Below are 26,224 nucleotides of genomic sequence, written 5' to 3'. Positions count from 1 at the left end.
TACAACAATCTAAAAAGGAAGAGTGGCGGAGGGGAAGTTTGGAACTGTAGGAGCGTGAGCGTCCGCCTTTGTGTACGGATTTCCTTAATAGAAAATCAAACAATAGGAGTGGTTAACATGACAAAAAAACAAATGAAATTAGGGGCATTCATTAATCTACCCGGTCATCATGTAGCAAGCTGGCGTCATCCTTCTTCAGGGGCAAGTCGGGCATTTGATTTGGAGTATTTAACGGAGATTGCACAAACGGCTGAGCGTGGCAAGTTCGATATGATATTTTTTGCAGATGTATTAGGTCAAAAGCTGTCCGGAAATGCACAATCATCATTAAAGCTAGATCCCGTTATTATTATCTCCGCACTTGCAGCAGTGACTAAGAATATCGGGCTAACGGCCACGTTGACTACTACCTATAACGATCCATACCATGTAGCGCGTAAATTCGCAGCGATTGATCATTTGTCCAAGGGGCGTGCCGCCTGGAATGTAGTAACATCAGCCAATGAGGGTGAAGCTCTCCTGTTTGGTAAGGATAAACATTTGCAGCATGCGTCCCGCTATGAACGTGCTGAGGAATTTGTGGAGGTTGTCAAACAACTCTGGTTGTCTATTGAGTCTGAGGCGCTGGTCATCGACAAGGAGCAAGGTCGGTATTTAGATGTAGAAAAGGTACATCCTGTTGATCATCAGGGAGCTTGGTTTAAGGTACAGGGTTCACTGGATTCATCAACCACACCACAAGGGTATCCTGTGATTGTTCAAGCCGGATCATCGGAATCTGGAAAAGAGTTAGCTGCGAAGACCGCAGAGGTTATTTTTACAGCATGGCAGACGCTTGAAGAAGCGCAAACCTTTTATCGTGATGTGAAAGGGCGGTTGGCTAAATATGGACGTAAACCGGAGGACTTGAAGATCATGCCGGGTGTGTTTATTACTGTAGCGAAAACAGAGGAAGAAGCTTTGTTGAAGCAGCAGCAATTAAACAGCTATATTTTACCTGAAGTAGGATTATCGTATTTGTCGTCTTTCACTAACATTGATCTGTCAGGGTATGATGTCGAAGAACCACTTCCGGAATTCAGTTCAATTGAAGATGACACCAATCCGCGGATCCGCTACAACATTATTCGTGATATCGCCAAACGTGAGAATCTGCAATCTATTCGTGCAATCTATGAGCGTATCGCTGGAGCACGCGGACACCGGGAAATCGTTGGAACCCCTGAACAAATCGTAGATCAATTAGAAGAATGGTTCTTAAACGATGGTGCAGATGGATTTAATGTGATGCCTCCCCATTTCCCGGAGGGCTTTAACGATATTGTTGAATTAGTGATTCCTGAATTACAGCGTAGAGGCTTATTCCGTACTGAATATGAGAGTTATACGCTTCGAGGAAATTTAGGGCTATCTGTACCTGTTGTAACAACACTTGAAAAAGCACTAACCGGTGCGAGTACAGGAGGGAATGTGTAATGAGCAAAGCAGTCATTATTAATGGAGGAAATACTAGAAAATCTCGATTAACAGCTATTCATCAGCAGGTTGAAAGATTTCTAACGCAAGAGGGGATTTGGCATCATTCGATCTATGTACATGAGTTACCAGCGGACGATTTGCTTACGGCCAATTTCGCCAGTGAGGAGATTCTGCGGGCCAATGCGCTAGTGGAAGAAGCGGATATTGTCGCCGTATTAACGCCTATCTATAAAGCCTCCTATACGGGAATCTTGAAGACCTATTTAGATCTCCTTCCGCAAAAAGCGCTGGTTGGTAAGCGAATTGTACCTATTGCTATTGGGGGTTCGTTAGGCCATCTTCTAGCGATTGAATATGCATTAAAACCCGTCTTATCTGTACTGGGTGCTACTGAGATTTTAAATACGGTTTATTTCTTGGATCGGCAAATTGAACGCTTAGAAGCTGATGGGTATCGTATTGATGAGGAAGCGGAGCAGAGGCTAACCGTGGAATTACTAAAGCTTGTACCTGCAAAAATAACTAATTAGACTAGGGAGAACAGGAAGTTAGGGGTTAACATTAACGCAGCCTTTCGGGGTTGCGTTTTTTGTGTTGTGATTGTTAATCTCATGAACCAACGTTGAAAAAGGTCCCCAGTCTCCATTTGGTGAACTATAAGTTGTATGATGGTTTCTTGCCATCCCACGATTATATCAAAAGATTTGTTAATGGTTTAGGCGTTTCTCCGTATTAACATATGTAAGTTTCTTCACAACAAATTGCGCAATTTGTTTAGCTTTTCGATGAAGGTGAGTGGAAGGAGGGTGGAGATGGAGGTTATCCAGGGTAAAGTGGAGCGTTACATGAATACCGAAAGATCACGTGAAGCTATCATGTCCAAAGAGGAATTTACCCGGATGTATGATACGTACTACCAACGTGTTTACAAATATATCTGTTATCGAATTAATAACCACCATGCGGCAGAGGACATATGCAGTCAGGTTTTTGAGACCGTGATGTGTAAGTATTATAGTTTTTCACAAGAAAAATCGAATTTTGAGGTGTGGCTGTTTGCCATTGTAAGAAACGCTGTAACGGATTATTTTCGGGCGCAGAAGAAAAGAAGCTATACCTCACTGGATTCGTTGCTGGAGCTTATATTTCCCAAGCCGTCTCCTGAGGAGCTGGCGATCCGTGAGGATAATAATCAGGCACTGTTCAAGGCGCTCTCCAAGCTGCGTGAGAAGGAACGCAATATCATTGCAATGAAATATGGGGCTGGGCTGAAAAATTCCGAAATTGCACAGATCATGGGAGTTAGTGAGTCCAATATCGGTGTCGTAGTATATAGAAGCTTGAAAAAACTGCATATTTCCTTAAAGGCAGGAGGGTTCAAAAATGAATAAGAAAGATGATCTCACCAAATTCAGCAAAACCATAGAACTGCTTGAGAATGCCGAACAGGGCAGCACTACCGCCAAAGAAAGAATCTATAACCGCTTGATATACAAATTGGACCATGGGGCACTTAACCCCCAATCAGAGATAAAGGACGGGATAACGATGAAAAAAAGCAGCTGGAGAAATGCAATAGTGATTGGCAGTGCAGTAATTTGTCTGGGTGGAGCATTCTCTGCAACCTCCTACGCACAGGATATGTTCCAGTCGATCATGGCAAAGTTTGAAGTGGGAAATCTCGAAATCACACAATACGATAAGGAAATCCCATCGGCTGCACAGTCAATGACTCCATCTGAAGATGCCCAAGGCGGGGAGAATGCGGTCATTGAATTGCCGGTTGCAGCTAAGTTGAATCTGGATGAAGCACGTGCAGCACTTGGCATGAACTTCCCGGCACCCGATTGGATGGGAGATTATGAGTTTGTGAATTGTGTTCTTCAGGGGACCAGCATGGTTGAAGTGCAGTATAATTCTGGAGAGAATGCTGTGAATTTTCTAATCTCCAAGGGCGGGGACAATGGGATCAGCACTACGGAAGAAGTGAAGACAGAAGTAATCAACGGGACTAAGGTTTATTATGCAAATGGAATTGTGATATGGGAACAGGATGGCTATACAGTAGAGTTGTATTCCCAAGTAGACTTTGACCAAGCTACACTAGGGAAAATCATTGATAGCTTTAACATTGGTGCGCCTGTTCAGACTTTAGAGCAAGGTCAAGTGAAGGAGAACTTGCAAAAGAATGGAGCAGCGGTTGCAGCTCCGGCTCCGGCTGTAGATTCAAAATAAAAGACTTACTCTGGGCAGCAGCAGCAGCTTATAGTTACAGACAGAAGACGCGAGGGGATTAGTCCCCTGAGCGTCTTCTTTTTTGAGCACACTTTTATAGAACGTTCCCAACCATTGCCACCCCCCAAAAACAAAAGTATAATTGATAATGATTATCAATTAATGAATGAATAAAGAGTTAAGTGTATTTATATAAGCAGTAAAGAGGTGACAGCATGCAAAAACAATCGCAAAAGACGGATTTAAGCGAGGTTAGAAAATATATAGAAGAGAATTTCACGAAGCACCTGTCTTTAGCACATTTAGCTAATCTTTCTGGACTTAGCTCCAGTTATTTTTCCTCGGCGTTTAAACAGGAATATATACAAAGTCCAATGGAGTTCGTTACCCAGCTGCGGATTCAAAAGGCTAAACAATTATTGCAAAAGGAAGATGTTCGCTTAAAGTTTATAGCAGAGGCGGTTGGATATAGTGATGAGTTTTATTTTAGCCGAGTGTTCAAAAAGGTTGAAGGGATCTCGCCAACGATGTATTCCAGCCAGCAAAAATCTCATATCGGTGTTGTAACTGGGAATATGATGGGGTATCTACACGCGGCAGGGATCATCCCGTTTGCTGCACCTTTAAGTGCAAAGTGGACACCGTACTACTATAATTTGTGGGCGCAAGAAATCGAGCATAAGGTAACCTTGACGCAAAACAAAAATTATTGCAGCCCCAATGAGCTATTGCATTTGCCAATTGATCTTCTAATTTCTCCCAAAGATTTGTCGTCAGAGCTGGTAAAACGGATAGAGGATCATTTTCCAATCTATTGGCTGAATGATAAGCAAGATTGTTTAGTAGCCTTAACTGAACTTGCTGCCCGACTAAATAAACAAGAAGAAGCGAAACAGTGGATCACGCAATATAGGGCAAGATTGGAAGACGTTCGTCGCGGATTAGGCTGGAACTCTACACCACCTAAAGTTCTAGTTATACGTATCTATCAGCAGCAAATCTTTGCTTATTGTAATACAGGCATTCAGCATCTTTTATTTCAGGATTTGGGAGCGGAATCTAGTTATGAGCAGCCCGGTCTATATAATGCAGAGATTACTTTTGAAGAGTTAAGTAGATTGAAGGTGGATAAGCTGTTTACGATTATTTGCCCCGATGATGAGTCACGAGCAACTTGGCATCATTTGCAGAGAGATGTTGGGTTTAGACAGTTAGAGGCTATCGAACAGGGACAAATCTATGTTATTCACTCCGATCCTTGGTTTGAATACTCTCCTGTGGCTTTAAAACGAATGCTAGAGGAAGTTGCAGTAATGATGATACCTTGAAAATGTACATGTCTAATCATAAGATGTTACATGGTCAATGCGTCCTATCTCTTATACACTCAATACTGAGAATGATTATTATTGAGAATATAGGAAAGAGGGAAGGTCTATCATGAAGGGGTTTAATACAAAAACAATAAGTTATGTTGTAATGGTTGGTTTATTATCCATTCTACTAACAGCTTGCGGTGGCAATTATACAGCTAATCAGCAAGCAACAGATACTCCAGTAACAACCAGTGAAACGAGTGCAACTGCAACGGATGAACCCGCTGTACAAGAAACGGAAGTAGCGGCTAGAGAAGCGTTTGTAGTAACTGATCAAGTAGGCAATACAGTAAAAATTCCGGGGACTGTACAAAAGGTGTATGCCCCTGGTCTAGAGGATTACTTAGTTACCCTTGGTGTAACCCCAGTAGCCCAATGGTCCACGGGTGAAAGACCGCAGCAGTATCTACAGGATACGTTAAGTGGTGTAAAAGAAATCAGCTTCGCTAATGGTGTTCCCTCTCCAGAATCTGTAGTAGATTTGGAGCCGGAATTAATTATATTCCCCACTGCTTTTTATGCACAAAATGGTGTTTATGAAAACTACTCGCAAATTGCTCCAACTTACGTGTTTAAGAATGCACTCGGCAATGTAGTGGAGGCCACAGAAACGATTGCGAAATTGCTAGGTTTAGAGGATAAGGCAACAGAAGCTATTGCTGCTTACAATACAAAGCTAGAAGCAACTAGAGCACAGTTAGCCAGCGTTTCTGCCGGTAAAAAAGCAATTTATATTAATGCGAATGCCCGTGCGATCTTTTTAGTGGGTAACTTCCATTACGGGGGTTATGTGCTGAGTGAGCTAGGCTTTGCTCAAAGTGCTCTTGTAGAAGGAGAAATGTCCGCTGATATTTCGCTGGAAATGTTGTCTGATTTAGACGCTGATTATATCTTTATTAACGATAATGATGGTCTGGGAGATGCTTTCCTGGCAGACATTAAAGCTAGTCCTTTATGGAAGGCGCTGCCTGCAGTTCAAGCAGGTAAAGTGTTCGAGGTGGATGGCGATCACTGGAGATCCAGTGGATTAATTGCTTATCAAAAAACGATGGACGATATTGTAGCGTTCCTGCTGCCATGATTATCAAACCGTACGTAAAACCAAACTATGAAACGATGTTGATCACGAGTAAAGCTAATCATAAGGACTATGAAATTTTTATTGCCAAACCTTTGGATGAGCCTGCAAAAGATGGCTACGGTGTCATTTATGTTCTTGACGGTAATGGACTTTTTGAAACCGCAGCAGAAATCACCCGATTGCTGACGCGTAAGCCTAAAGGCTATCCACCCGCGATTGTTGTTGGCATTGGTTATCCTGGGGGTGAGGCGTTTGATACCGTGCGTCGAACCTATGATTTAACCATGCCAGCCGAGCTCGCGAATTTACCGAAACGTCCCAACGGGGAGCCTTGGCCTGAATTTGGCGGGGCAGATGAGCTGCTAGCTTTTTTTGAAAAAGAGTTAATGCCAGCCATTGCCCAGCGGTTCGTTATCAATAAGCAGAAGCAAGCATTGTTTGGTCATTCCTTTGGCGGATTATTTGTTCTGCATGCGTTGTTTACACAACCCACCTTGTTCTCACATTATATTGCAAGTAGTGCTTCCATCTGGTGGAATGATTACGCACTTTTAAAGGAATATGAGAGTTTTAAAGCTGATTTACACAGCAATACACTAAGTCAGTTACCTAAAACGCTTATGATTGCCGGTGGAGAAGAGCTGGATTATATGCTCAAGGATAGCTTGGATTTATGTAACAGCATGATGTCCTTACACCTTCCAAGCTTTGAAGTAAGCTGGGCATTGCTTGAGCAAGAGGAGCATGTGAGCGTAATCTCGGGTGCGATTAGTCGGGCTGTCAAATTTTTGCTTACCACATCCTCTGACTTAAGTTAGATAGAAATCATATTCGTTTGCATCTGAGCTGGCCCTTGGCTGGCTCTTTTTGTAAAGTGAAGGGAAAGGGTTGGAAACATTGGCCGCAAATGTTCAGAAATCATCACTAGCAGGAGAAAAAAAGTTTTCCTTTTTATTATTGCTAATCCTCATGCTCCTCCTATTAATAGGCGTATTAGTGCTTGCTATGGCCCTTGGCGCGAAAAAAATACCCTTCGCAGATGTATTCATGTCGATCATCGCTTTTGATGATAAGGCGTCTACCCATCAGGTGATCCAGTCGATTCGTTTACCCCGGGTACTTGCCGCTATGGCAACAGGCGCTGGATTTGCAGTAAGTGGAGCGATTATTCAAGGGATTAGTCGCAATCCTTTAGCCGATTCGGGGATTCTTGGATTAAATGCTGGGGCAGGGGTCACGTTAGTTATTGCTATGGTTTTCCTGCCGACGATTTCATTCACAGGTACACTTTGGCTCTGTATTCTAGGTGCGGGATTGGGAGCGGGTTTAGTCTTTAGTGTGGGTTTATTAAGTAAACGAGGCATGACGCCTATTCGGCTTGTATTGGCGGGTGCTGCCATCTCTGCTATGCTAACTGCCCTAAGTGAAGGAATAAGTATCTTTTTTTCAGTGGCTCAGCAGGTGGCTTTTTGGTATGGAGGAGGTTTAAGTGGCATTAGCATGGCTCATCTACAGCAAATGTTGCCTTGGATGCTTCTTGCGCTATTACTTTCCATCGTAATTTCAAAGTCGATTACTATACTTTCTGTAGGGGATGAGACAGCGGAAGGGTTAGGCGTTAATATAAAACTTATCAAAAATCTTTCGCTTTTAGCCGCATTTATGTTAGCTGGGATTTCATGTGCTTTAGCCGGATCTGTAAGCTTTGTGGGCTTAATTGCTCCGCATTTGGTACGTTACATAGTGGGTGTGGATTATCGTTATATTATTCCATTATCCGCAATTCTGGGAGCCATCCTTGTTGTGCTTGCTGATTTAGTGGCACGTATCGTAAATACCCCTTATGAAATCCCTGTAGGTGCTGTAATTGCGGTTATTGGTGTTCCGTTCTTTCTATATTTGGCTCGTAAAGAAAGGCGGGAGCTATAGTGAAGCCAAGATGGAAGTTTATAATTATAGCAATCATTTTACTGCTAGGATTTATATATAGTGTATCTACTGGTCAAAGCAGCTTAAGCTTACAAGAGTTATGGCAAACCGTATTGGGAAATGGAACACCGAGGCAGGAGCTTGTACTTTTTCAGTTCCGTATTCCACGTATGATCTTGGGTTTTCTAGTAGGTGGCGCGTTGGCAATAGCAGGAATGCTGCTGCAAGCCATAAGCCGAAATGCTTTAGCAGACCCGGGCATATTGGGGATAAATGCTGGTGCCGGATTATCCATGATGTTATTTTTGCTGTTACAAAATAGCTCAACCGGCTTACATACGTATGTTCAGCCACTGTATGCTTTATTGGGCGGATTTATCGTTGTCGCTCTATTATTTATGCTTTCCTATGATCGCAATCAAGGCATTATTCCCATTCGATTAATTTATACTGGTATTGCTGTTGCGGCTGCGATTAGTGCATTTATGATTGTGTTAACCTTCGTACTAGATCCTTCGCAATATCAGATGATTAAGGTGTGGCTGGCAGGGAACATAGGGAATAGTAATTGGAGTCACGTGTATGCTATGCTGCCTTGGTTACTTCTTATTGTGCCTTTATTAATTCGGAATCATCTTATATTGGATGTACTAAGGCTTAACGATCCTGTAGTCATTAGTTTAGGGGTATCTCTAAATAAGTATCGTGTTTGGTTTTTAGTGTGTAGTGTCTTATTGGCAGCACCAGCGGTTGCTGTCAGTGGGAGCATTGGATTTGTAGGACTAGTAGTTCCACATTTAGTTAGACGACTCTTTCGTGGCCATAAAATAATGATTCCCGCGTGTTTATTAATCGGTGGCGGATTAGTTGTTATTGCAGATGCGCTTGGTAAAATGGTAGTAGCCAATACTGAAATACCAGCAGGAGTAATCGTGGCTTTAATCGGTGCTCCATACTTTTTATATTTATTGATTAAAAGTGAATAACTGAAAAAAGCTATTGTGTGATTGGTGCTGGAAATAAAAAAAGAATGCCTTGATTATGCTATAATCCAAGGCATTCTTTTTTATATCGTTTTCGTTTTCAGCTTTTCTAAAAGAACTTTCCACCAGTGTATAGATTGCTCAAGTTGAGAAGCGTAGTAGCTTTCCATGAAATCTACACTTTCACGAGTGGAGCTATCTACATCTATTTGCTGGTAGATTTGATTTAATTGATCTTTTTTTATAAGTGACTGTTCAATTTTCTTCTCGATAATCGGGATCACTTTATCAGTCTCTACAAAACGAAGATTCACAAGAGCGACAATCATATCTGAAATAGATTCTGCATCTTCTATTACCTTATAAATTTTGAGCGGGAGCTGCTTGCGCCCTTTATCGGTAATGGAAAACACCTGTTTGTCTGGACGATGTTCTTCTTTGATAATCTCTACCTGTTCAACTAAGCCCTGTTTCGTAAGAGATTCAAAGTGATAATATAGTTTGCTTTCAGATAGATTGAGCAATTTATCAAAAGGAATAGGGGTGGATAGTTCTTTTTTTAATTTATAAGGATAATTATTTTCATCCATTAACTTACTTAAGATATAAATTTGAATTGACATCACAGAACCCACTCCTAATTGTTGGCTAAACTCTATCTTACCAAACCTAGGCGGTTATTTCAGCTGTATTTTTAACTTCAACGGGCAGTATAGTTTCTTTAGTCACAGGTACAGGTTTATGAACAAACCGGACGATTACAATGTTAATCATCATAGCCCCGGCAAATACGCCTGCTAATCCCCATAAGAAGGGGGCTGGACTAATGGAACCAAACATTTGTGCCAAATAAGCTTGCACAGAATAATACATCGGGGTGATGCGGCCGAACCAATCGTATGGTGTATACATCATATCACGAGGCATGGTAGCACCATTGGCGATGGTTTGCATGAGCAGGATTGGAATATTTAAGACCATACCGCCTTCGCCAACTAGGAAGACCATAATCGCACACACGTTAAATGCAGCCATATACATTAGAATTTGTTGAGCAGCAACTGGTAACAGTAAGGATAGGTCTACATCTGCAACAGAGAAGGCAATGGTTAAAGCAACGACTGTTGATAATACAGCGATTAATAAAGCTGTGAATTGAACGAACATAAACAGTTTTGTCTTGCTTGCTTTCCCGCGGTTTGCTTTAAAAGAAGCAACTAATTGCATGGAGGCAATCATTGCCCCAACATAACCAGCCATAGTTAAGAACATAGGTAACATGTTGTTGTGCATGCCGTCCGGAACATCATTGATGACAACATAATTCCCGACATAACTATTTTCAATTTGTGTAGCCATTGCGGTGGCTTGTTCTTCTGGTACGTTAAAGTTCATTAACACACCTTTTGCGGTTTGCTCTGAGAAGTTCGCGCTTAATTGTTTGTTAATTTCTCCTACAACGGAAGACATGGCTGAAGATACCATGGTGGCAGAAGCTTCGTTGACTGTGAAATCAATACTTGCGGATACCTTACCGCTTTGAACGTTGGCTGAAAATTCTTCTGGAATATGGACAACTAGAGCTAACTTATTATGTTCTAATTCATCCATCGCTTTTTTATTCGATACATCGGTTTTTATCGTTTTGAATGGTAAACTCTCCGAGAACTGACTCGAAATCTGAGCCCCATATTGACCTGCATCATCATTGACAATAGCAATTTTTAAATCATCCATGTTCCCTGGAAGTGCTGTATACCCTGGTAAGAAAATACCCAGCATCGCAATGGCATAGAACACACCCATAAAAATAGAACCAATGGCCCCTTTGGACTTCAAAAACTGTGAAAACTTCAACTGTATTCCTTCTTTCTTCTGAATAACACTTTTATTTTAGTACTCCAATTAAAGTACTTTTAACTGAGTGAAATTTATAGTACGATAATTCATTATAAATGTCAAATTTAAGATACAATGGGTAAGTAGTGAATGATTAAAAAAATGAATAACTGAAGGGACTTCGAATATGAACAAGGTTATTGTAATTGGTGCAGGCATATTAGGGGCTTCAGCAGCTTATCAGCTAAGTAAGTTAGGTGCTGAGGTCATCATTATAGATCGTAAGGATGTTGGACAAGCAACGGATGCAGCAGCAGGGATTATTTGTCCATGGTTGTCTCAACGCAGAAACAAAGCATGGTATCGTCTTGCTAAAGCGGGAGCAAGCTTTTATCCGGCACTTATTCAAGAGTTGGAAGAGGCTGGAGAAACCGAGACTGGATACGCAAAAGTTGGAGCGATATGTATCCATGAGGATTTGAAAAAGTTACTCGCGATGAAAGAAAGAGCGGAGCTGCGCAGAGAGGACGCCCCTGAAATAGGGGAACTTACGATGCTGACGGATCTTGAAGCGCAAGAGAAGTTTCCCTTATTGTCGGAAGGTTATCATGCGCTTCATGTATCCGGTGCAGCAAGAGTGAACGGACGTGAATTACGTGATGCTTTGCTAAGGGCTGCTCAGCGTAATGGTGCGCAAATGATTGAGGGAGATGCTATTTTAGAACATGATGAACATGAAATTAAAGGGGTTAGTGTAGGAGAACAGACATTCACAGCGGATGAAGTGATTGTGTGCGCAGGGGCTTGGTCTAACGCTTTGCTTCATCCGCTTGGGATCATGCTTCAGGTGCGTTATCAAAAAGCTCAAATTATGCATTTGAAGCTTGCTCAACAAGCGAGTACAGAGCAATGGCCTGTGGTAATGCCGCCTACAGATCAATATATACTCGCATTTGCGGATCAAAATATCGTGGTAGGTGCTACTCACGAAAATGATGTCGTAGGTTATGATACTGCTGTAACCGCAGGAGGGATGCAAGAAATATTAAATAAAGGTCTGCAAACGGCTTCCGGTCTTGCGGATTGTAGCCTAAATGAGATAAGAGTAGGGTTCCGTCCATTTACAGCAGATTTTCTTCCCGTGTTGGGCAGGGTTCAAGGATGGAATAAACTAATTGTTGCTAATGGACTAGGGTCATCCGGATTAACGATGGGGCCCTTTCTTGGTGAACAGCTAGCCAAGCTGACCATGAATCAACAGGTAGATATTCAGCTTGAAGACTATGCATTAGAGCAAGCGATAAATGAGTAGTAAAAAAGGAGGTCAGCGATTCGATCCGCTAAAGTGCCACCATACGTATTCCTTAAAACGACAGAGATGTCGTTTTTTTTAACTAAACATTTATTCCTGCTTATTGTAAGACGCTCTTAATAAAGCTACTTCTCTGTAAACTCGTTGTCCTTCTGCTTGGCATTAGTCAACTTTAGATGCCTCTTCGAGAGAATGAATGAGAAATCTATGATCTATCGGTGAAGACATAACAATCAGGATCGTATAGGTTCCATACTTATCACATTGATTGCCAAACTCTTCAAGAGCATGTGTAGATTCGGTAACTACTTTTAATAAATAGCTGTGTTCTCCACTTATACGGTGGCACTCGGCAACTTGGGGAGAGGCATGGACAAAGTCAAGAAATGCCAGGCAGTCTCTAGTCCGAAACAACATATAGGCTGCCGTATTTTTCCCGATTTTTTCAGGGGAGATGATGGTGCGATATTCCTCAATGATTCCTTTCTCTTCCATTCTTCTAACTCGTTCCGTAACCGCAGGTTGAGACAGACCTACGGATTTCCCCAGTTCTGTCATTGAAATCCTCGCTTGATTTTGAAGATAGAAGAGAATTTGTTTGTCTACATGATCCACTTTGGATGGCCTCCTTTATATTTAAGGTAATTCATTAAAACTCCTTTAATTACTTTGTTAAATCATCATAATTGATTGATTATAATATGTAAAATGAATAATTTACATTATATAATATGACTCTCACCAAAATGATGATCTACACTTGGAAAGTTAGAGAGGATGGCTACCATTGAGAAAATTTGATTTAAATAAAGTAGGTACAGAAGATTTACAGGCACGTATTGATGAGTCTGGAGGAAACTCCCAATGAGACTCTCCCACTCCCGCAAAAATATAATCACATTAGCTGCTATATGTTTGTCCGCATTGATGTTTGGCCTCGAAATTTCCAGTGTGCCTGTGATACTGCCTACCCTGGAAAAGGTATTGCACGGTAGCCTCAAGGATATGCAATGGATTATGAACGCCTACACCATTGCCTGTGCGACAGTTCTGATGGCTGTTGGAACGCTGGCTGACCGGTATGGAAGGAGGCGTATTTTTATTATCAGCCTTATCTTGTTCGGTATTACATCTTTGATTTGTGGCTTGGCGCAAAGCACATCGGTTCTGATCGCCAGCCGGTTCCTTCAAGGCGTGGGTGCTGGCGCGATGCAGATTTGCCAGATAGCCATTCTTTCACATCGGTTTCAGAAAGGAGAAGAACGCAGCAAAGCCTTTAGCACATGGGGGATCGTGTTTGGTATCGGTCTCGGTTTTGGACCTATCATTGGCGGTATGATCGTGGCTGTATTGAACTGGCATTGGGTTTTTCTGGTCCATGTCCCGCTGACCCTTTTTACTTTGATCCTTGTCTTCAGCGGCGTGGAGGAGTCCAGCGATCCACAGGCAAAAAAGCTGGACATTATCGGCATCGTCACGCTTTCGTTGACGGTTTTTGGCCTGGTCTATTTTATCACACAAGGGTCGGAACTTGGTTTTAGAGGTACAGCATCCCTCAGCATCCTTGTTGCAGTGGCAATAAGTTTCATAGTATTTCTATTTGCGGAGAAGCACAGTGCTCATCCAATGTTCGACTTTTCCGTATTCAAGGTACGTAATTTTTCTGGTGCTCTCCTTGGCTCCGTCGGGATGAATTTCAGTTTTTGGCCATTCATGATCTATCTTCCAATTTATTTCCAGAGCGGGCTTGATTACGACATCGTAAGTGCCGGGTTGTCTGTTCTGGCTTATGCACTGCCCACCCTGGTAATTCCGCCTCTGGCAGAGCGATTTTCGCTCCGCTACCAACCGCGCATAGTTATCCCATTGGGTCTATTCGTTATCGGCTTGGGCTTCATTTTGATGAAGTATGGCAGCAGCGGTGATCACGCCAGCTGGTTGACTATGCTCCCCGGCTCTCTGTTGGCTGGTATTGGGCTGGGATTAACCAACACGCCTGTCACCAACACGACTACCGGCTCGGTACCTAGTACTCGTGCAGGTATGGCTTCCGGCATAGACATGAGTGCCAGATTAATCAGTCTAGCCATCAACATTGCCGTAATGGGCTTCATTTTACAGGAAGGCATCTTTTCTTATTTGAAGAAAGCTTTTCCTGAGACTGTCGATGTTTTACAATTGCGATCTTTGGCCGAAAAAACAGCTGCCGGAAACACTTCGTCTCTCAATCAGGGTTTTCCAGAACTATCTTCACTGGATGCATCCGGAGCTATCGTCCATGCCTCGCTTGTACACGGCTTTGGTTTGGTGATGCTCTATGGCGGTATTGGTGTCTGGGTGTTGGCCGCGATCAGTTTTATAATTTTTGGACCCAAGAGAGCATTGTTGCAAAAGTAGAGAGTGAAGACTATCGCGCCCACAAGCGATTCGTGAGTCTCAACTGATTAAGCCGCCTAGTATTATCACGTAAAGTCGTTGTATTATTGCTTTGGAACAAAACTGAAATGAAGTAACGTTAAAAACCCCTTCTAGCGAAGCTTTTTTTTATCCTTTATACTGAAAAGACCAATTAATCTTCCTAGGAGTTGTCTAACGAATCATGATAAAGAAAGAAGTCGCGCATATACGCAAGCAATTTAAGCTGGATCACGATTTAATGAGTATTTACGATATTCTCAACGTGTATATTATGAAGGAAAGCAACGAAATCTATCATTGGGAGCGCCAGCCGTTTGGAATGGTGGACAGAGAGAAGCAGGAGCTGTATATGGGCAATTTCAAAAAACTCCTGACCGGTGAACTGGATCAGAAATTGTTCGAGTTGAAGTTTCAAGCGGAAGCGGAGGAGCCGGCGCAGGTGATGCTTCATCAAGCTTTGGTGACAGGGGATCCGGATGAATGGCAGGATCTGATGCTGCTGTTGGTGGACAGAATGATGGCGGATACTCATTATGAACGGGATACGGTGATCACTTTCGTTCGCGGACAATATTTCCGCCCGACTAAAGATAGAAACGATGAAGCCGAGGAAAGTGAGAAAAACGAACTATTCGCGCATCCTTTTATCCTATGCAGCGTGAATTCCACGGAGAAACAACGGAAAGCTCTCTTGTTTGATTACGTGGAGCGGGAGTTCAAGTACAATGTCATTGTAGATCCGATCGTCAAGTTAAGTACGCCGGAGCAAGGTTTCTTTTACCCAAGCGTGACGGACAATTATTCCGATGTGAACCGCATTCTGTATTGTACGGGGAAATCGAACTTTCCAGATCCGCATTTTGTCGGAGAGGTCTTGAATGCCGAAAGATCCAATACGGCTCTGGAAGAGAGAGCTATATTCGAAGACATCGTGAAGGAAGTGGCGGGCGAACAGCTTGATGCAACCACTCTCGCACAGGTGTACGAGGAGATCCATCAGGTCATCGAAACCAACGACGATAAGGAAGAACCTCCAAAGCTCGATTATAGAGATCTGGAACGTGTACTCACGGTAAGTGGCGTAGAGAACGTGACAATGGAAAAAGTGGAACGGGCGTTTGAAACGATCGTTGACGATAAGCATTATGAGATGAAGGCGAGCAGCGTAATGCCGAAATTCACTACCAAATCGATTAAGATCGATACAAAGGTAGCTACGATTTCGGTCAGCCCGCAGGATTTAAAATATGTGAAGCAAGTGAATTATCATGGGAGACGCTGCATTTTGATTGAGGTTGACGAAGATGCCGTGATCGAAGGCTTCACCCTTACTACAGAGAATCTTTAGACTGCTTCAACAATGCTATGGGCTATCCTTGAAGTCTTTGAACAAGACTAAGGATAGCCCAATTTGTTTTGTGTCAAATACGGTGATTAAAGATATATTCGATATATTCTTTTGCGCTAGTATAAATTTCTTCATCGCTGGCTTGAAATGAAGCTCCAAAAACAGCAAAGTACGGTAGGGCTTCTGCGCCTACATGTTTGGCACTGGCTTTAAAGGGTGCGATCACTTCGTCTACGGTAAAAGAAACAGAGCCCGCTGGCTGATAATTTTCTTTTTTATCACCGATGGACAGGGCCAGCCCTAACTTTTTCCCGTTAAGCTTGTTCCCGTTTGATCCATAAGCCCATCCGTAAGCCAACACATCGTCAAACCATTTTTTTAATAGCGGCGGATAACTGTACCAATACAACGGGAATTGAAAGATCACATGGTCATATGTTTCCATTAGATTCTGCTCTCTAGGAACATTAATATTCCAGTCAGGGTACTCCTTATAAATCTCATGAAGGGTAATATCGTTGGGATATAATAGCAGTTCTTCTTTCCAGCACTGGTTGACCCTCGAATTCTCAAGGTTCGGATGCGCCAAAATCACTAGTGTTTTCATGATGAATCTCCATTCTCAGGCCTATATTATTTATGAATATTATTATTATCTTGCAGGTTGTAAAAAAAGAAAATACACACAATAAAGTAAGATGGTTACTTCGAGGTGTGTACTGGACTCCGAAAAAAATATATGCAACAATGAAGTTTTGAGTAAGCTTAATTTGATCAGCATGAACGAGGTGTTATTCTATGAAACAATATCATTTAGGGATAGAGGCAACACTAGAAATCATCGGCGGAAAGTGGAAAGCTTTGATCATTTGCTTTTTGATGTCCGGTACCAAAAGAACAAGTGAATTACAGCGTAATATTCAAGGCATCTCACAAAAGGTTCTGATCCAGCAGCTTCGTGAACTTGAGAGGGATGGGCTTGTCAAAAGATTCGTGTACCAGCAGATGCCGCCAAAAGTTGAATACAGCCTCACGGAATATGGCGTTACAGCCAATAAGATCGTGGATGTTATGTGTTCTTGGGGGAAAGAAAATATAAAAATAAGACAAGGACGAGGAGAAGAGATCGTCTTGTTGGAGGATACATGTCCTGGAGCAAATTAAAGCAACAACTGGAGAGTTTTCTATGTCCCGCGTTATCCGGCAAGGTTGAATATCGCGCAAGCAGCTACCGTTATTTACCTGATAAATCAGGGAGCTGTTATATTTCGGTAGATAAAAAGAACGTACTCAATATGAATGATAGAACTAGCTCAATCAGATGGTATCAGACGGAGCAGGAGATTAAGAATGATTCAGAACTCCAAATTCCAATCCACCCTGAAGACATCGAAGCGGTTAGAAAAGATAGTAAAGGGATCATCCCGGAGGATCGTCTAATAGTCATTGCAAGAAGCAGAAAGATATCAGAAGTTGCAAAGGAGCTTTTGTCAGCACAGACGTCATTAAGTAAATCGAATTTTATCGTTATAGCTAATAAGTTTTTATCTACTTCTATAGAGGAAAGTATAGAGAGCGATGATATCTTATTGAATATTCTGGCTTTAGTGGACAGACGGGTTGGGAAAAAGCGGATTTTAAACATGAGCGAGAAGATGCAGTTAAAGCATCCGATTGTGCAATATTTTTATGAACTACGTCGTAGTACATTGTGAATATAACTAAACTCTCCCTTGCCCAATGGGACCTGCTTCATCCATTATAAATAGGTAATCATCTCCTCCATAGAGCGTATTTTTACCTGTATCCATAAAGGAGAGAAAATAGGATGGAACTCAAAAAAATAAATGACTCTATTTATTATTTGGAAAGTGTCCGAGAAACAGACAGACCTGTTTTGGGATATGTTGTAGGTGACAGCTTTTCAATTATGATTGATTGTGGTAATTCAAAATCGCATTTAGATGCCTTTATAAAGTGTTTAGATGATAACAATCTGCCACGTCCCAAATATGCTTTGATCACGCACTGGCATTGGGATCATACCTTTGGTATGCATGCTTTTGACGGGGAAACTATAGTCTCTTCAGCAACGAATGAGGCACTAAAGCGCCTGAAAGAATGGGAATGGGATGAAGAAGCTGTGGTAAAACGCTTAGAGACCAAAGAAGAAATAGCATTCGCCTATAACTGTATGAAAAAAGAATATGATACGTTTGATAAGATTAAGGTTAGCACAGGAAATATTATGTTCGAGAATGCTTTAACGCTGGATTTAGGGGGCACCACTTGCCAGATTATAAAGGTAGGAGGGCCACATGAAGACGATTCTTGTGTTGTATATATAAAAGAAGCGGGAGTATTATTCGCAGGCGATGCACATAGCGGGGATTATTATCATGGAGAAGGTAAAATTGATCCGATAAAAATGAAAGAATATATTGAGCTTTTATCGACTCTTTCATTTACTACGTATATCCCGGGGCACGACGCCCCTATGAGCAAGGAACAAATCATTCCCTTGTTAAATAGATTTTGTGAGGTAAAGTAAAGGCTAGCCTTACCACATAACAGCTTATTTTATTTGGCGACTTGTTAGGTATGAATTCGGTAGTGTACCGGAGGCATGCCTTTTTGTTGTGCCTGATGGGGCAGTTCATAGAGGGGGCTTATTTGCGTTTATTGGGAAGCAGCGTTACGATTAACCATAAGCAGCCTTGCTTCAGACCCCTTCCGAGCTATTAGAAATCTTAGACGAATTATACATCGATGGCTGGGGACTTGTACAGAAAGGGAAACAGAAATGGATAAGAAAATAAGCGTAGAGAATCTAAAACTGACACCACAAAATGATACTTATTATATTGCTTGGAGTATCGGAGTCGATAAGAAGTATAAAAAGCATATGAAAAAAGAAATAAAGAGCCAACTCACAGACGTTCTAGGATCCATGACTCAAAATAATGCTGTGGAGGATATTTCAGTTTACAGTCATAACAAAACAGCCGAAAAACATGGAGAATTCATTATATGGGATTATCTTATCCTAATGCAGATCAAGGAAAAAGAAGATGCCGAAATCATTTTACCTAACTTAAAAAATGTGAATATACCTTTCGTGCTCGAAACAATCCGTATGGAGTTACTTGTAACCACACCAAACAGCACGTACCCTACACCAGGGGAAGGCGCGCGAAAACGGCATGTAAAGCCATTTTATGCAATTGAATATGTCGATGTTCAGCCTAATCATTTAGATGAATTCCGAGACATAATGATTAACAATAACGGACCGGCAATGAAGTACATAATGGAGGAAGCGAGATGGTGTCATAATTTTTATGCATTAGAAACGCTGACTGTCTTCTATCATAATTCAAGTTATCCTACTTGGAATCAGATTCATGTCATAGGTTTGTATTTGGAATCAATTTTTCTATATAAAAAAGATTTCTCAAAAGGGCTGGCACTGACCCACAGCATTTCATTTGAAGAAAACTTTGCGCAGTTAAAGAAGATAAGAACCATGTTATATAAAACAATCGGGAGAAAGATGATCTAGAATAGATCAATGGATCAATGGATCATACCCACCCCGTAAACTCCAATATAGACGCTTTAGCGGATTGTGCTTCGGATTGTGCGCCTTTACGCCATTGTTTAGGTGACTCACCCATAAGCTTGGAGAAACATCGGTTGAAGCTGGATATGGACTGAAAACCGACTTGCTCAGAGATGGAGAGAATGGAATCATCCGTACTTTTTAACTGCTTACAGGCCTCTTCAATACGGGTACTGTTTAGGAAGTCGAGAGGTGCGGACCCCATAATCTCATGGAATTTCCTGCGGAAATGAGTGGTACTTAGGTGGCACAGATCAGCTAAAAAATCGATGGTAATCGGCATCATGTAGTTTTTAGTGATGTATTCCAGAACGGGTGAGATGACAAAATCGCCCTTCAGGCTATGCTCTGTTTCTTGATCAACCAAGGGTTCATTCCGGGAATGAATTCTAAGGAGCTCTATATAAAGCGATAACAATAAGCCGTAGGCACTTTCTTGATAGTAAGGATTTTTTTGTTTCAATTCCTCCACGACCGATGTCGCAAGGGTATAAACCTTGGGATGTTCCTCTTTGTTCAAAATACAGTTCATTCCCTTTATTGCCCACAGATTCGGCTCAAAGTTGCTGTAAGCGCTCTTGAAGGATTGCTGAAAAAGATCCTCAGGCGAAAAAAAGATATAAGACCACAGACTGGCTTCATTCGGCGAACTATAAGTTGTATGAGGGAGATACCTAGGGATGAAGGTCACATCTCCGGCTTTAAAAGGCACAGATTCTCCTTTGATCTCCATGATGCCGCTATCCGAATGGCAAATGCCAATCTCCAAATGATTATGGAAATGCAGATGTTCACTTTTAATATCAGAAATCTTCCAACGTTCACCGCTTAACAGCAAGATAGGAAAGTTTATCGGTAAGCTGTAGTGGCGGTATTCAATGATGGGTTTCTTTTTTCTGGGCATATTCTCAATACTCCCATTCTTATTACGTAGGTTGAGTAGATTATAGGTTAACGTTATATCAAATTCAACTATATAAAGAGAACTTGATATTATACAATTTGAGGAAAAGTGGCGGAGGAGAATCTTGGAACTTTAGGGGCGTAGCGTCCACCTTTGTCTCCGGATTTCAACCGCTAATAGCGTTACAAATCAAGAAATTCTTACGACAACAGCGGCCGGAAGTCCAAATATTCTCTGTAGTCACGGCTAATTCCAAGATATAGCGAACAAAAGTTAATGGTTGAAATTGCACAGTTTAGTTATGAATATGCTTAGAATCAGACCATTTTACTACTTACAATAGAGTTAGTAAAGCGTTTACAATATGGACGGACAGCTCTCAAGCGCCTTTGGGGGCGTGTGCGAAAGAGAGGAGAAACAAGATGCTTCAATTAACTTATGACAGAGAAGAGATTTTAAGGGTCATCGACAAAGTGGTCAGAAAAACAATGGCGATGGATTTAACATGGGACTGGCCTTGTGGTGTGGCTTATTATGGGGTAACCAGAGCTTATGAAACTACAGGAAATAAAGAGTATTTGGATATGCTTGTCCAGTGGGCAGATGAATATATCGAGCTGGGTCTGCCGGATTGGACGGTAAATACCTGTGCCATGGGCCATATGCTGATCACTTTGTATGAGGAAACAGGCAATCAGAAATATTGGGATATTGTGATGAGCAAAGTAGATTATCTGCAGAACAATGCGCTTAGATTCGGAGATCATGTGTTGCAGCATACCGTCTCTATTTCTAATGATTTTCCAGAACAGGCATGGGCGGATACCTTGTTTATGGCGGCATTTTTCCTGCTCCGTGTAGGAAGCAAATTAAAGGATCAGGAAATGATTCAAGATGCCTTGAATCAATATTATTGGCATATCAAATACCTGCAAGATCCTAGCAGCGGGTTTTGGTACCATGGCTACAATAATGTGAAGCAGGATCACATGTCTGGACTATTCTGGGGCAGAGCGAATGCTTGGGGCGCATACACCATGTCGCAAGTTAAAAAGCTTTTGAAAGAATGGTATCTGTATCCGCAGTGTATGGACGTGGAGTGTTCGCTGCGCGATCAGTTGGCCGCACTCAAGCTGGTGCAAACGGAGAACGGTCTGTGGCGGACAGTACTCGATGACGAGGAGTCTTATGAAGAAGTATCCGCGTCTTGCGGCATTGCGGCTGCTATGATCAATAACGGCAATCCGCTGCATACCAAATATGTGCAAAAAGCCCTGAAAGGTATTTTGAACAATATCAGCGAAGATGGACGGGTACTGAGTGTCTCTGGCGGAACAGCGGTTATGAAGGATCGGGAAGGATACCGCAATATTCCAAAAGACTGGATTCAAGGCTGGGGGCAAGGCTTAGCATTAGCTTTTCTATCCGATATGCTTAAATAGGAGGGATCCAAGTTGTCCAAACAAACAACGGGGGCCTTTACACTGCCGGGAGAATCCGGTTATGAGGCATTGACCCTGGAATTAGCTGAACGTTGGGGTGCCGATGTCATCCGTGACAGTGACGGCACACAGTTGTCCGATGAGATTATCAACGCAGGATACGGCATTTATTCTACAATCTGCATCATCAGAGATCATAACGAATGGGCGTCCCAGAATTCAGACAAGCTGCAGCAGAGCTTTTTAATAACAAATCCGAAGGTAGCGGTACAAGATTATTTATCCATCTATCTGATGGAGGATTTTTTTGCTGAACAATTCCGAGTGAATGATTCCAAAGAGGCGTTTAAGTACTGGCAGGTTTTTGACCGAACGACGGGCGAAGAGGTTCCAAGAGAACTGTGGAATTATGAGCGGGAATCGGGAAATGTAGTCATTACTGGAATAACGCCTTGGCATAAATACACAGTCAGCTTCATGGTCTACCGGATTTGGGAAGAGATCTCCATGTACAATCACACCACGAATCACTGGGAAAAAGAGCATCTGATGCAGATTGATCCCATCTATGTAGAAACGCAAAAATATTTACTCCATTGGATTGAAGATTGGTGTCGTAAGCATAAGGAAACAACAGTGGTTCGGTTCACCTCCCTCTTTTATAATTTCGCCTGGATCTGGGGCAGTGATGAGCGCAATCGCCATTTGTTCTCGGACTGGGGTTCATATGATTTTACGGTAAGCTCAAGGGCGCTTGATCTGTTTGCCAAGAAATATGGGTATTCGCTCACGGCCGAGGATTTTGTGAATGGTGGGAAATATCGGGTCAGTCATATCCCGGCGCAGCAGCGGAAGCTGGACTATATGGCATTTATCAATGATTTTGTCATCGAATTTGGTAAGCAATTAATTGATATTGTGCATAAGCACGATAAGCTGGCGTATGTCTTCTATGATGATAGTTGGGTTGGCATGGAGCCTTACAATGACCGTTTTGAGGAGTTTGGTTTTGACGGGATGATTAAATGTGTGTTCTCAGGGTATGAGGCAAGGCTTTGCTCTGGTGTAAAAGTAGATACCCATGAGATTCGGCTGCATCCCTATTTATTTCCGGTTGGATTGGGAGGGCTTCCTACGTTTATGGAGGGAGGTAACCCTACGCTCGATGCCAAAAAGTATTGGATTAATATCCGGCGCGCCTTGCTCAGAGAGCCTATAGATCGGATTGGACTGGGCGGATATTTGCATCTTGTAGAGCCTTATCCGGATTTTTGTGATTATATCGAAAAGATCGCGGATGAATTCAGAGAAATTAAAGAGCTGCATCATAAAGGCAAACCGTATCACATTAAGACGAAGGTAGCCATTTTGCACGCTTGGGGCAAATTGAGATCGTGGACCTTGTCCGGACATTTCCATGAAACGTATATGCATGATTTGATTCATATCAATGAGGCTTTGTCCGGGTTGCCGGTTGAGGTGCAGTTCATTGATTTTGAAGATATCCGTAAGGGAGTATTACAAGAGTGTGATGTAGTGATCAATGCCGGCTCGGCAGGTTCAGCATGGAGTGGTGGAGAATATTGGAGTGACCATAAGTGCGTGGACTTACTGACAGAATGGGTTTATGAGGGCGGTACTTTTATAGGTATCAATCAGCCTTCGGCGCTTGATGGTTATGACAGCTTTTTCAGAATGGCACATGTGCTTGGTCTGGATGAGGATACAGGCTCCAAGGTAGCTCATGGAAGATGGACATTTGAGGCTAGAGATGAGCAAGGTTTAGTGCCTGAAGGAGCCAGCATAACACCTAAAAATAACATCTATCTTACGGATGGCTCAGCGGCGGTATTGTGTGAAAAGAGTGGGATGATAACATTGTCCACCCATGCCTTTGGTAAAGGAATGGGGATCTACCTGCCTTCTTTCACCTTAAGCTTTGAAAATACAAGATTGCTGTTAAATGTGATTCGTTATGCCGGGAATGAGTTAAAGGAAACAAAGTATATTACGGATAATTTATATACAGAGTGTGCTTATTATCCAGAAAGTAAAATACTCGTCGTGATTAACAATAGCGACCAGCTTCAAAAAACTACGATTGATACGGAATATGGACAACAAACGTTGGAATTAGATCCGTTTGATACTATTATCCGAACTATTGGCGATTAATCCCATTAAAAAAGCTCAAGCCAGCGGCTAACTTGCCGATGCTTGAGCTTTTTGCTGTGAGGCCTATAGTATCTGTTATCTACTTATTTTGCTTTTATGAATTCAGCAGATTTGATCCCAGCTTGACGACCAAAAATAATGATTTCTGCAACAGAGTTGCCGCCAATCCGGTTTTGTCCGTGTAAGCCTCCTGTAACTTCGCCTGCCGCAAACAGACCAGGGATAGCTTCACCATCTTTATTTAGAACCTCTGTGTTCGTATTGATCTTCACGCCACCCATGGTGTAGTGAATCCCAGGAGCAATTTTAATAGCGTAGAAAGGACCAGTGGACAGGTCATTGTCCATTCCTGTAGTTCTGCCAAATTCGGCATCCTTTTTATTCTTAACGGCGCTGTTCCAAGTATCAAGCGTTGTTGCCAGCTTATCCTCTGGAACACCGATTTCTTTGGCCAAAGCTTCGATGGAATCCGCCTGAATCACGAAGCCCATTTTGTCATATTGTTCAATAGCCTTCACACGGGATTTAACACCGGAATCAAAGACCAGCGTAGCTGCTTTTTCAGGTAGTGTATTGATGGAAGCTGTTACTTTATCACGGGTATCCAATTCGTTGGTGAACCGTGTACCTTCACTGGAAACAAGGATAGCGCCTTCCCCACGAACAGCTTCGCCGATGAGGTAGGATTTTTCTTGCTGCACAGTCGGGTGAACTTGGATTTGATCCATATCGACGGTTGTGCCGCCGAGTTTCTCAATCATCTTGATGCCGTCTCCGGTACTGCCGATTTGGTTAGTAGTAACGTAGCCTTCCAAGTCAGGTCTTACTTCGGAGATCAAATCCATATTGGCACCGAATCCGCCAGTGGTTACAACGACAGCATCTGCCGTAATTGTTTTTTCCTCTGTTTGGTTAAAGAGGACCTTGACGCCATTTACCTTGCCATCTTTTTCAGTGATTTCTTTGACATCAGCATTCACGAAAAGTGGGATTTCTTTCTCTTGTACGTTTTTTACTAAACCTTTGACAAGGTATTGACCCACAGCAGAGCCATCTTCAGGACGGTGTGTACGTTTTTCGTTCATGCCGCCTGTAATGGTGATATTGTTCAAGCGGATTCCGATGGAATCCAGCCAATCGATCGCACTCGCGGAATTATCAACGAAGAAACGCAGCATTTCTTTGTCGTTAGTGTCATGGCCACCTTTTAATGACTCTTCATAAAATAAATCATTGCTGTCTTCAATGTTTTGTTCTTTTTGGAATTTCGTTTCAGAAGCGTTCATCCCCGAAGAGGATTTGGTTGTGTTCCCGCCGGCAACCGGCATTTTTTCCAAAATAACAGGGTTCATGCCTTTCTCTTTGGCCTCAAGCGCCGCGGACATTCCCGCACCACCCGCACCGACAATGATGATATCATATTTATCTTTTAATTGATCGAATGGTGTGTAGCTTGCTTCAGATGCCCCGGAGACGGCTTCAACTTCTTTTTTCTCGTTGTTATTACTCTTGCTCTCGTTTACCTTGTCGTTTCCATTACCGCAACCTGCGGTAACGAGCATGACAGAGAGGACGAGACTCAGAGCACCAGCTGCTTTCTTTTTCATTGTTAACCCTCCACTTTTATATTTCTCTATTAAGATGTACCAAAAGAACCCGACAAAAAAGAAAGGAAGTATCAGAGGGAGTTGGAAGTGGAGAAGCGCGCGCGTCGCTGTTATTCTCCTAACTTCAAATCTTCTACGGTTACGTCCACAGTTTCCATCGTTATTCTCTTTAGTTCATCTTCTTATTAAGTATACCATCAATCATGACTATTAGTGAAAGTTTTCACAAATTATACAAGTCGTCTATTCTAACATAGGGTAACGAAATATTGAGCGGATTAGGCGGAAAATGGACCATAAACCATATAACTAGAAGATTTGGCGTGAGATTTTCTCACTGTAGAAGTGGTAACTGTCACGGATTAGTAAAGCGGTTTTTGTTCTTCTGGATTTTTAAATGGTAAAATGAGAGTATTGCCTACTAGTCAATCTGGAAAGACTAACATGAGACATAGAAACAAATTCTAATTAATA

General features: G+C 42.2%; 24 protein-coding genes. 18 read left to right on the top strand and 6 right to left on the bottom strand.

Annotated elements, in window-relative coordinates; all coding sequences use genetic code 11:
* Positions 1–117: 117 nt before the first annotated feature.
* The 9 genes from MKY14_RS23845 to MKY14_RS23805 all read left to right on the top strand — a co-directional run bounded on the left by MKY14_RS23845 (position 118) and on the right by MKY14_RS23805 (position 9,086).
* The gene (locus MKY14_RS23845) at positions 118–1,476 is read left to right on the top strand and encodes an LLM class flavin-dependent oxidoreductase (RefSeq protein WP_340977508.1); all 1,359 of its coding nucleotides are present in this window, start codon (positions 118–120) and stop codon (positions 1,474–1,476) included.
* Entirely contained in the window at positions 1,476–2,009 is a 534-nt protein-coding gene (ssuE, locus tag MKY14_RS23840; RefSeq protein WP_340977507.1) for an NADPH-dependent FMN reductase, read from the top strand. The genes MKY14_RS23845 and ssuE overlap by 1 nt, the downstream gene beginning before the upstream one ends.
* A gap of 282 nt (positions 2,010–2,291) precedes the next feature.
* The gene (locus tag MKY14_RS23835) at positions 2,292–2,870 is read left to right on the top strand and encodes a sigma-70 family RNA polymerase sigma factor (RefSeq protein WP_081383426.1); all 579 of its coding nucleotides are present in this window, start codon (positions 2,292–2,294) and stop codon (positions 2,868–2,870) included.
* Entirely contained in the window at positions 2,863–3,714 is an 852-nt protein-coding gene (locus MKY14_RS23830) for a hypothetical protein (protein ID WP_340977506.1), read from the top strand. Before MKY14_RS23835 ends, MKY14_RS23830 begins: the two co-directional genes overlap by 8 nt.
* A 215-nt stretch (positions 3,715–3,929) precedes the next feature.
* Positions 3,930–5,042, top strand: coding sequence for a helix-turn-helix domain-containing protein (locus tag MKY14_RS23825; RefSeq protein WP_340977504.1), 1,113 nt, complete (start codon positions 3,930–3,932; stop codon positions 5,040–5,042).
* Positions 5,043–5,154: 112 nt separating this feature from the next.
* Positions 5,155–6,171: an ABC transporter substrate-binding protein gene (locus MKY14_RS23820; protein WP_340977503.1), complete on the top strand. Its 1,017-nt coding sequence runs from the start codon at positions 5,155–5,157 to the stop codon at positions 6,169–6,171.
* Entirely contained in the window at positions 6,168–6,989 is an 822-nt protein-coding gene (locus MKY14_RS23815; protein ID WP_340977502.1) for an alpha/beta hydrolase, read from the top strand. The genes MKY14_RS23820 and MKY14_RS23815 overlap by 4 nt, the downstream gene beginning before the upstream one ends.
* Before the next feature lie 70 nt (positions 6,990–7,059).
* The gene (locus MKY14_RS23810; RefSeq protein WP_340977500.1) at positions 7,060–8,100 is read left to right on the top strand and encodes a FecCD family ABC transporter permease; all 1,041 of its coding nucleotides are present in this window, start codon (positions 7,060–7,062) and stop codon (positions 8,098–8,100) included.
* On the top strand, positions 8,100–9,086 hold the full coding sequence (locus MKY14_RS23805) for a FecCD family ABC transporter permease (RefSeq protein ID WP_340977498.1): 987 nt from the start codon (positions 8,100–8,102) through the stop codon (positions 9,084–9,086). The genes MKY14_RS23810 and MKY14_RS23805 overlap by 1 nt, the downstream gene beginning before the upstream one ends.
* 80 nt (positions 9,087–9,166) lie before the next feature.
* On the opposite strand, the gene MKY14_RS23800 is transcribed toward MKY14_RS23805, so the two are convergent.
* Together MKY14_RS23800 and MKY14_RS23795 are read right to left on the bottom strand one after the other, a co-directional pair.
* Positions 9,167–9,706 carry a PadR family transcriptional regulator gene (locus MKY14_RS23800; RefSeq protein WP_076128531.1) on the bottom strand — a complete coding sequence of 180 codons (540 nt, stop codon included), beginning with the start codon at positions 9,704–9,706 and terminating at the stop codon, positions 9,167–9,169.
* Between the two features lie 46 nt (positions 9,707–9,752).
* Complete coding sequence (locus MKY14_RS23795; RefSeq protein ID WP_076185138.1) at positions 9,753–10,940, bottom strand: YhgE/Pip domain-containing protein; 1,188 nt, start codon at positions 10,938–10,940, stop codon at positions 9,753–9,755.
* Positions 10,941–11,109: 169 nt separating this feature from the next.
* Here MKY14_RS23795 and MKY14_RS23790 point away from each other — a divergent pair, with 169 nt between their 5' ends.
* Positions 11,110–12,234, top strand: a complete 1,125-nt coding sequence (locus tag MKY14_RS23790; protein ID WP_340977496.1) for an NAD(P)/FAD-dependent oxidoreductase — start codon at positions 11,110–11,112, stop codon at positions 12,232–12,234.
* Between the two features lie 162 nt (positions 12,235–12,396).
* On the opposite strand, the gene MKY14_RS23785 is transcribed toward MKY14_RS23790, so the two are convergent.
* Positions 12,397–12,849, bottom strand: coding sequence for an Lrp/AsnC family transcriptional regulator (locus MKY14_RS23785; RefSeq protein WP_076128537.1), 453 nt, complete (start codon positions 12,847–12,849; stop codon positions 12,397–12,399).
* A 249-nt stretch (positions 12,850–13,098) separates the two neighbouring features.
* Here MKY14_RS23785 and MKY14_RS23780 point away from each other — a divergent pair, with 249 nt between their 5' ends.
* On the top strand, positions 13,099–14,631 hold the full coding sequence (locus MKY14_RS23780; protein ID WP_339171340.1) for an MFS transporter: 1,533 nt from the start codon (positions 13,099–13,101) through the stop codon (positions 14,629–14,631).
* Positions 14,632–14,833: 202 nt separating this feature from the next.
* Positions 14,834–16,000, top strand: a complete 1,167-nt coding sequence (locus MKY14_RS23775; protein WP_076128541.1) for a DUF4317 domain-containing protein — start codon at positions 14,834–14,836, stop codon at positions 15,998–16,000.
* Between the two features lie 73 nt (positions 16,001–16,073).
* Here MKY14_RS23775 and MKY14_RS23770 read toward each other — a convergent pair whose 3' ends face one another.
* Entirely contained in the window at positions 16,074–16,607 is a 534-nt protein-coding gene (locus MKY14_RS23770; protein ID WP_076219487.1) for an NAD(P)H-dependent oxidoreductase, read from the bottom strand.
* A gap of 191 nt (positions 16,608–16,798) precedes the next feature.
* On the opposite strand from MKY14_RS23770, the gene MKY14_RS23765 reads away from it, so the two are divergent.
* The 4 genes from MKY14_RS23765 to MKY14_RS23750 all read left to right on the top strand — a co-directional run bounded on the left by MKY14_RS23765 (position 16,799) and on the right by MKY14_RS23750 (position 19,562).
* Positions 16,799–17,164, top strand: a complete 366-nt coding sequence (locus MKY14_RS23765) for a winged helix-turn-helix transcriptional regulator (protein ID WP_076219486.1) — start codon at positions 16,799–16,801, stop codon at positions 17,162–17,164.
* Positions 17,146–17,715 carry an SF0329 family protein gene (locus tag MKY14_RS23760; protein WP_076279454.1) on the top strand — a complete coding sequence of 190 codons (570 nt, stop codon included), beginning with the start codon at positions 17,146–17,148 and terminating at the stop codon, positions 17,713–17,715. The genes MKY14_RS23765 and MKY14_RS23760 overlap by 19 nt, the downstream gene beginning before the upstream one ends.
* Positions 17,716–17,828: 113 nt before the next feature.
* Complete coding sequence (locus tag MKY14_RS23755; RefSeq protein WP_076302895.1) at positions 17,829–18,551, top strand: MBL fold metallo-hydrolase; 723 nt, start codon at positions 17,829–17,831, stop codon at positions 18,549–18,551.
* Between the two features lie 252 nt (positions 18,552–18,803).
* Positions 18,804–19,562 carry a hypothetical protein gene (locus MKY14_RS23750; RefSeq protein WP_076104110.1) on the top strand — a complete coding sequence of 253 codons (759 nt, stop codon included), beginning with the start codon at positions 18,804–18,806 and terminating at the stop codon, positions 19,560–19,562.
* A gap of 22 nt (positions 19,563–19,584) precedes the next feature.
* Here the strand turns inward: MKY14_RS23750 and MKY14_RS23745 are convergent, their stop codons facing one another.
* The gene (locus tag MKY14_RS23745) at positions 19,585–20,526 is read right to left on the bottom strand and encodes an AraC family transcriptional regulator (RefSeq protein WP_326047287.1); all 942 of its coding nucleotides are present in this window, start codon (positions 20,524–20,526) and stop codon (positions 19,585–19,587) included.
* 422 nt (positions 20,527–20,948) lie between these two features.
* Between MKY14_RS23745 and MKY14_RS23740 the strand changes: the two genes are divergently transcribed.
* On the top strand, positions 20,949–21,968 hold the full coding sequence (locus MKY14_RS23740; protein WP_339812171.1) for a glycoside hydrolase family 88/105 protein: 1,020 nt from the start codon (positions 20,949–20,951) through the stop codon (positions 21,966–21,968).
* A 12-nt stretch (positions 21,969–21,980) separates the two neighbouring features.
* Complete coding sequence (gene gnpA, locus MKY14_RS23735; RefSeq protein WP_340977492.1) at positions 21,981–24,143, top strand: 1,3-beta-galactosyl-N-acetylhexosamine phosphorylase; 2,163 nt, start codon at positions 21,981–21,983, stop codon at positions 24,141–24,143.
* 83 nt (positions 24,144–24,226) lie between these two features.
* Here the strand turns inward: gnpA and MKY14_RS23730 are convergent, their stop codons facing one another.
* Positions 24,227–25,750 carry a flavocytochrome c gene (locus MKY14_RS23730; protein ID WP_036684833.1) on the bottom strand — a complete coding sequence of 508 codons (1,524 nt, stop codon included), beginning with the start codon at positions 25,748–25,750 and terminating at the stop codon, positions 24,227–24,229.
* Between the last annotated feature and the right edge of the window lie 474 nt (positions 25,751–26,224).

Source organism: Paenibacillus sp. FSL R5-0887 (assembly GCF_038002305.1).
Classification (GTDB): domain Bacteria; phylum Bacillota; class Bacilli; order Paenibacillales; family Paenibacillaceae; genus Paenibacillus_AQ; species Paenibacillus_AQ odorifer.
Note: the sequence above shows the minus strand (reverse complement) of the source record. Positions and strands in the feature narration are given on the sequence as shown.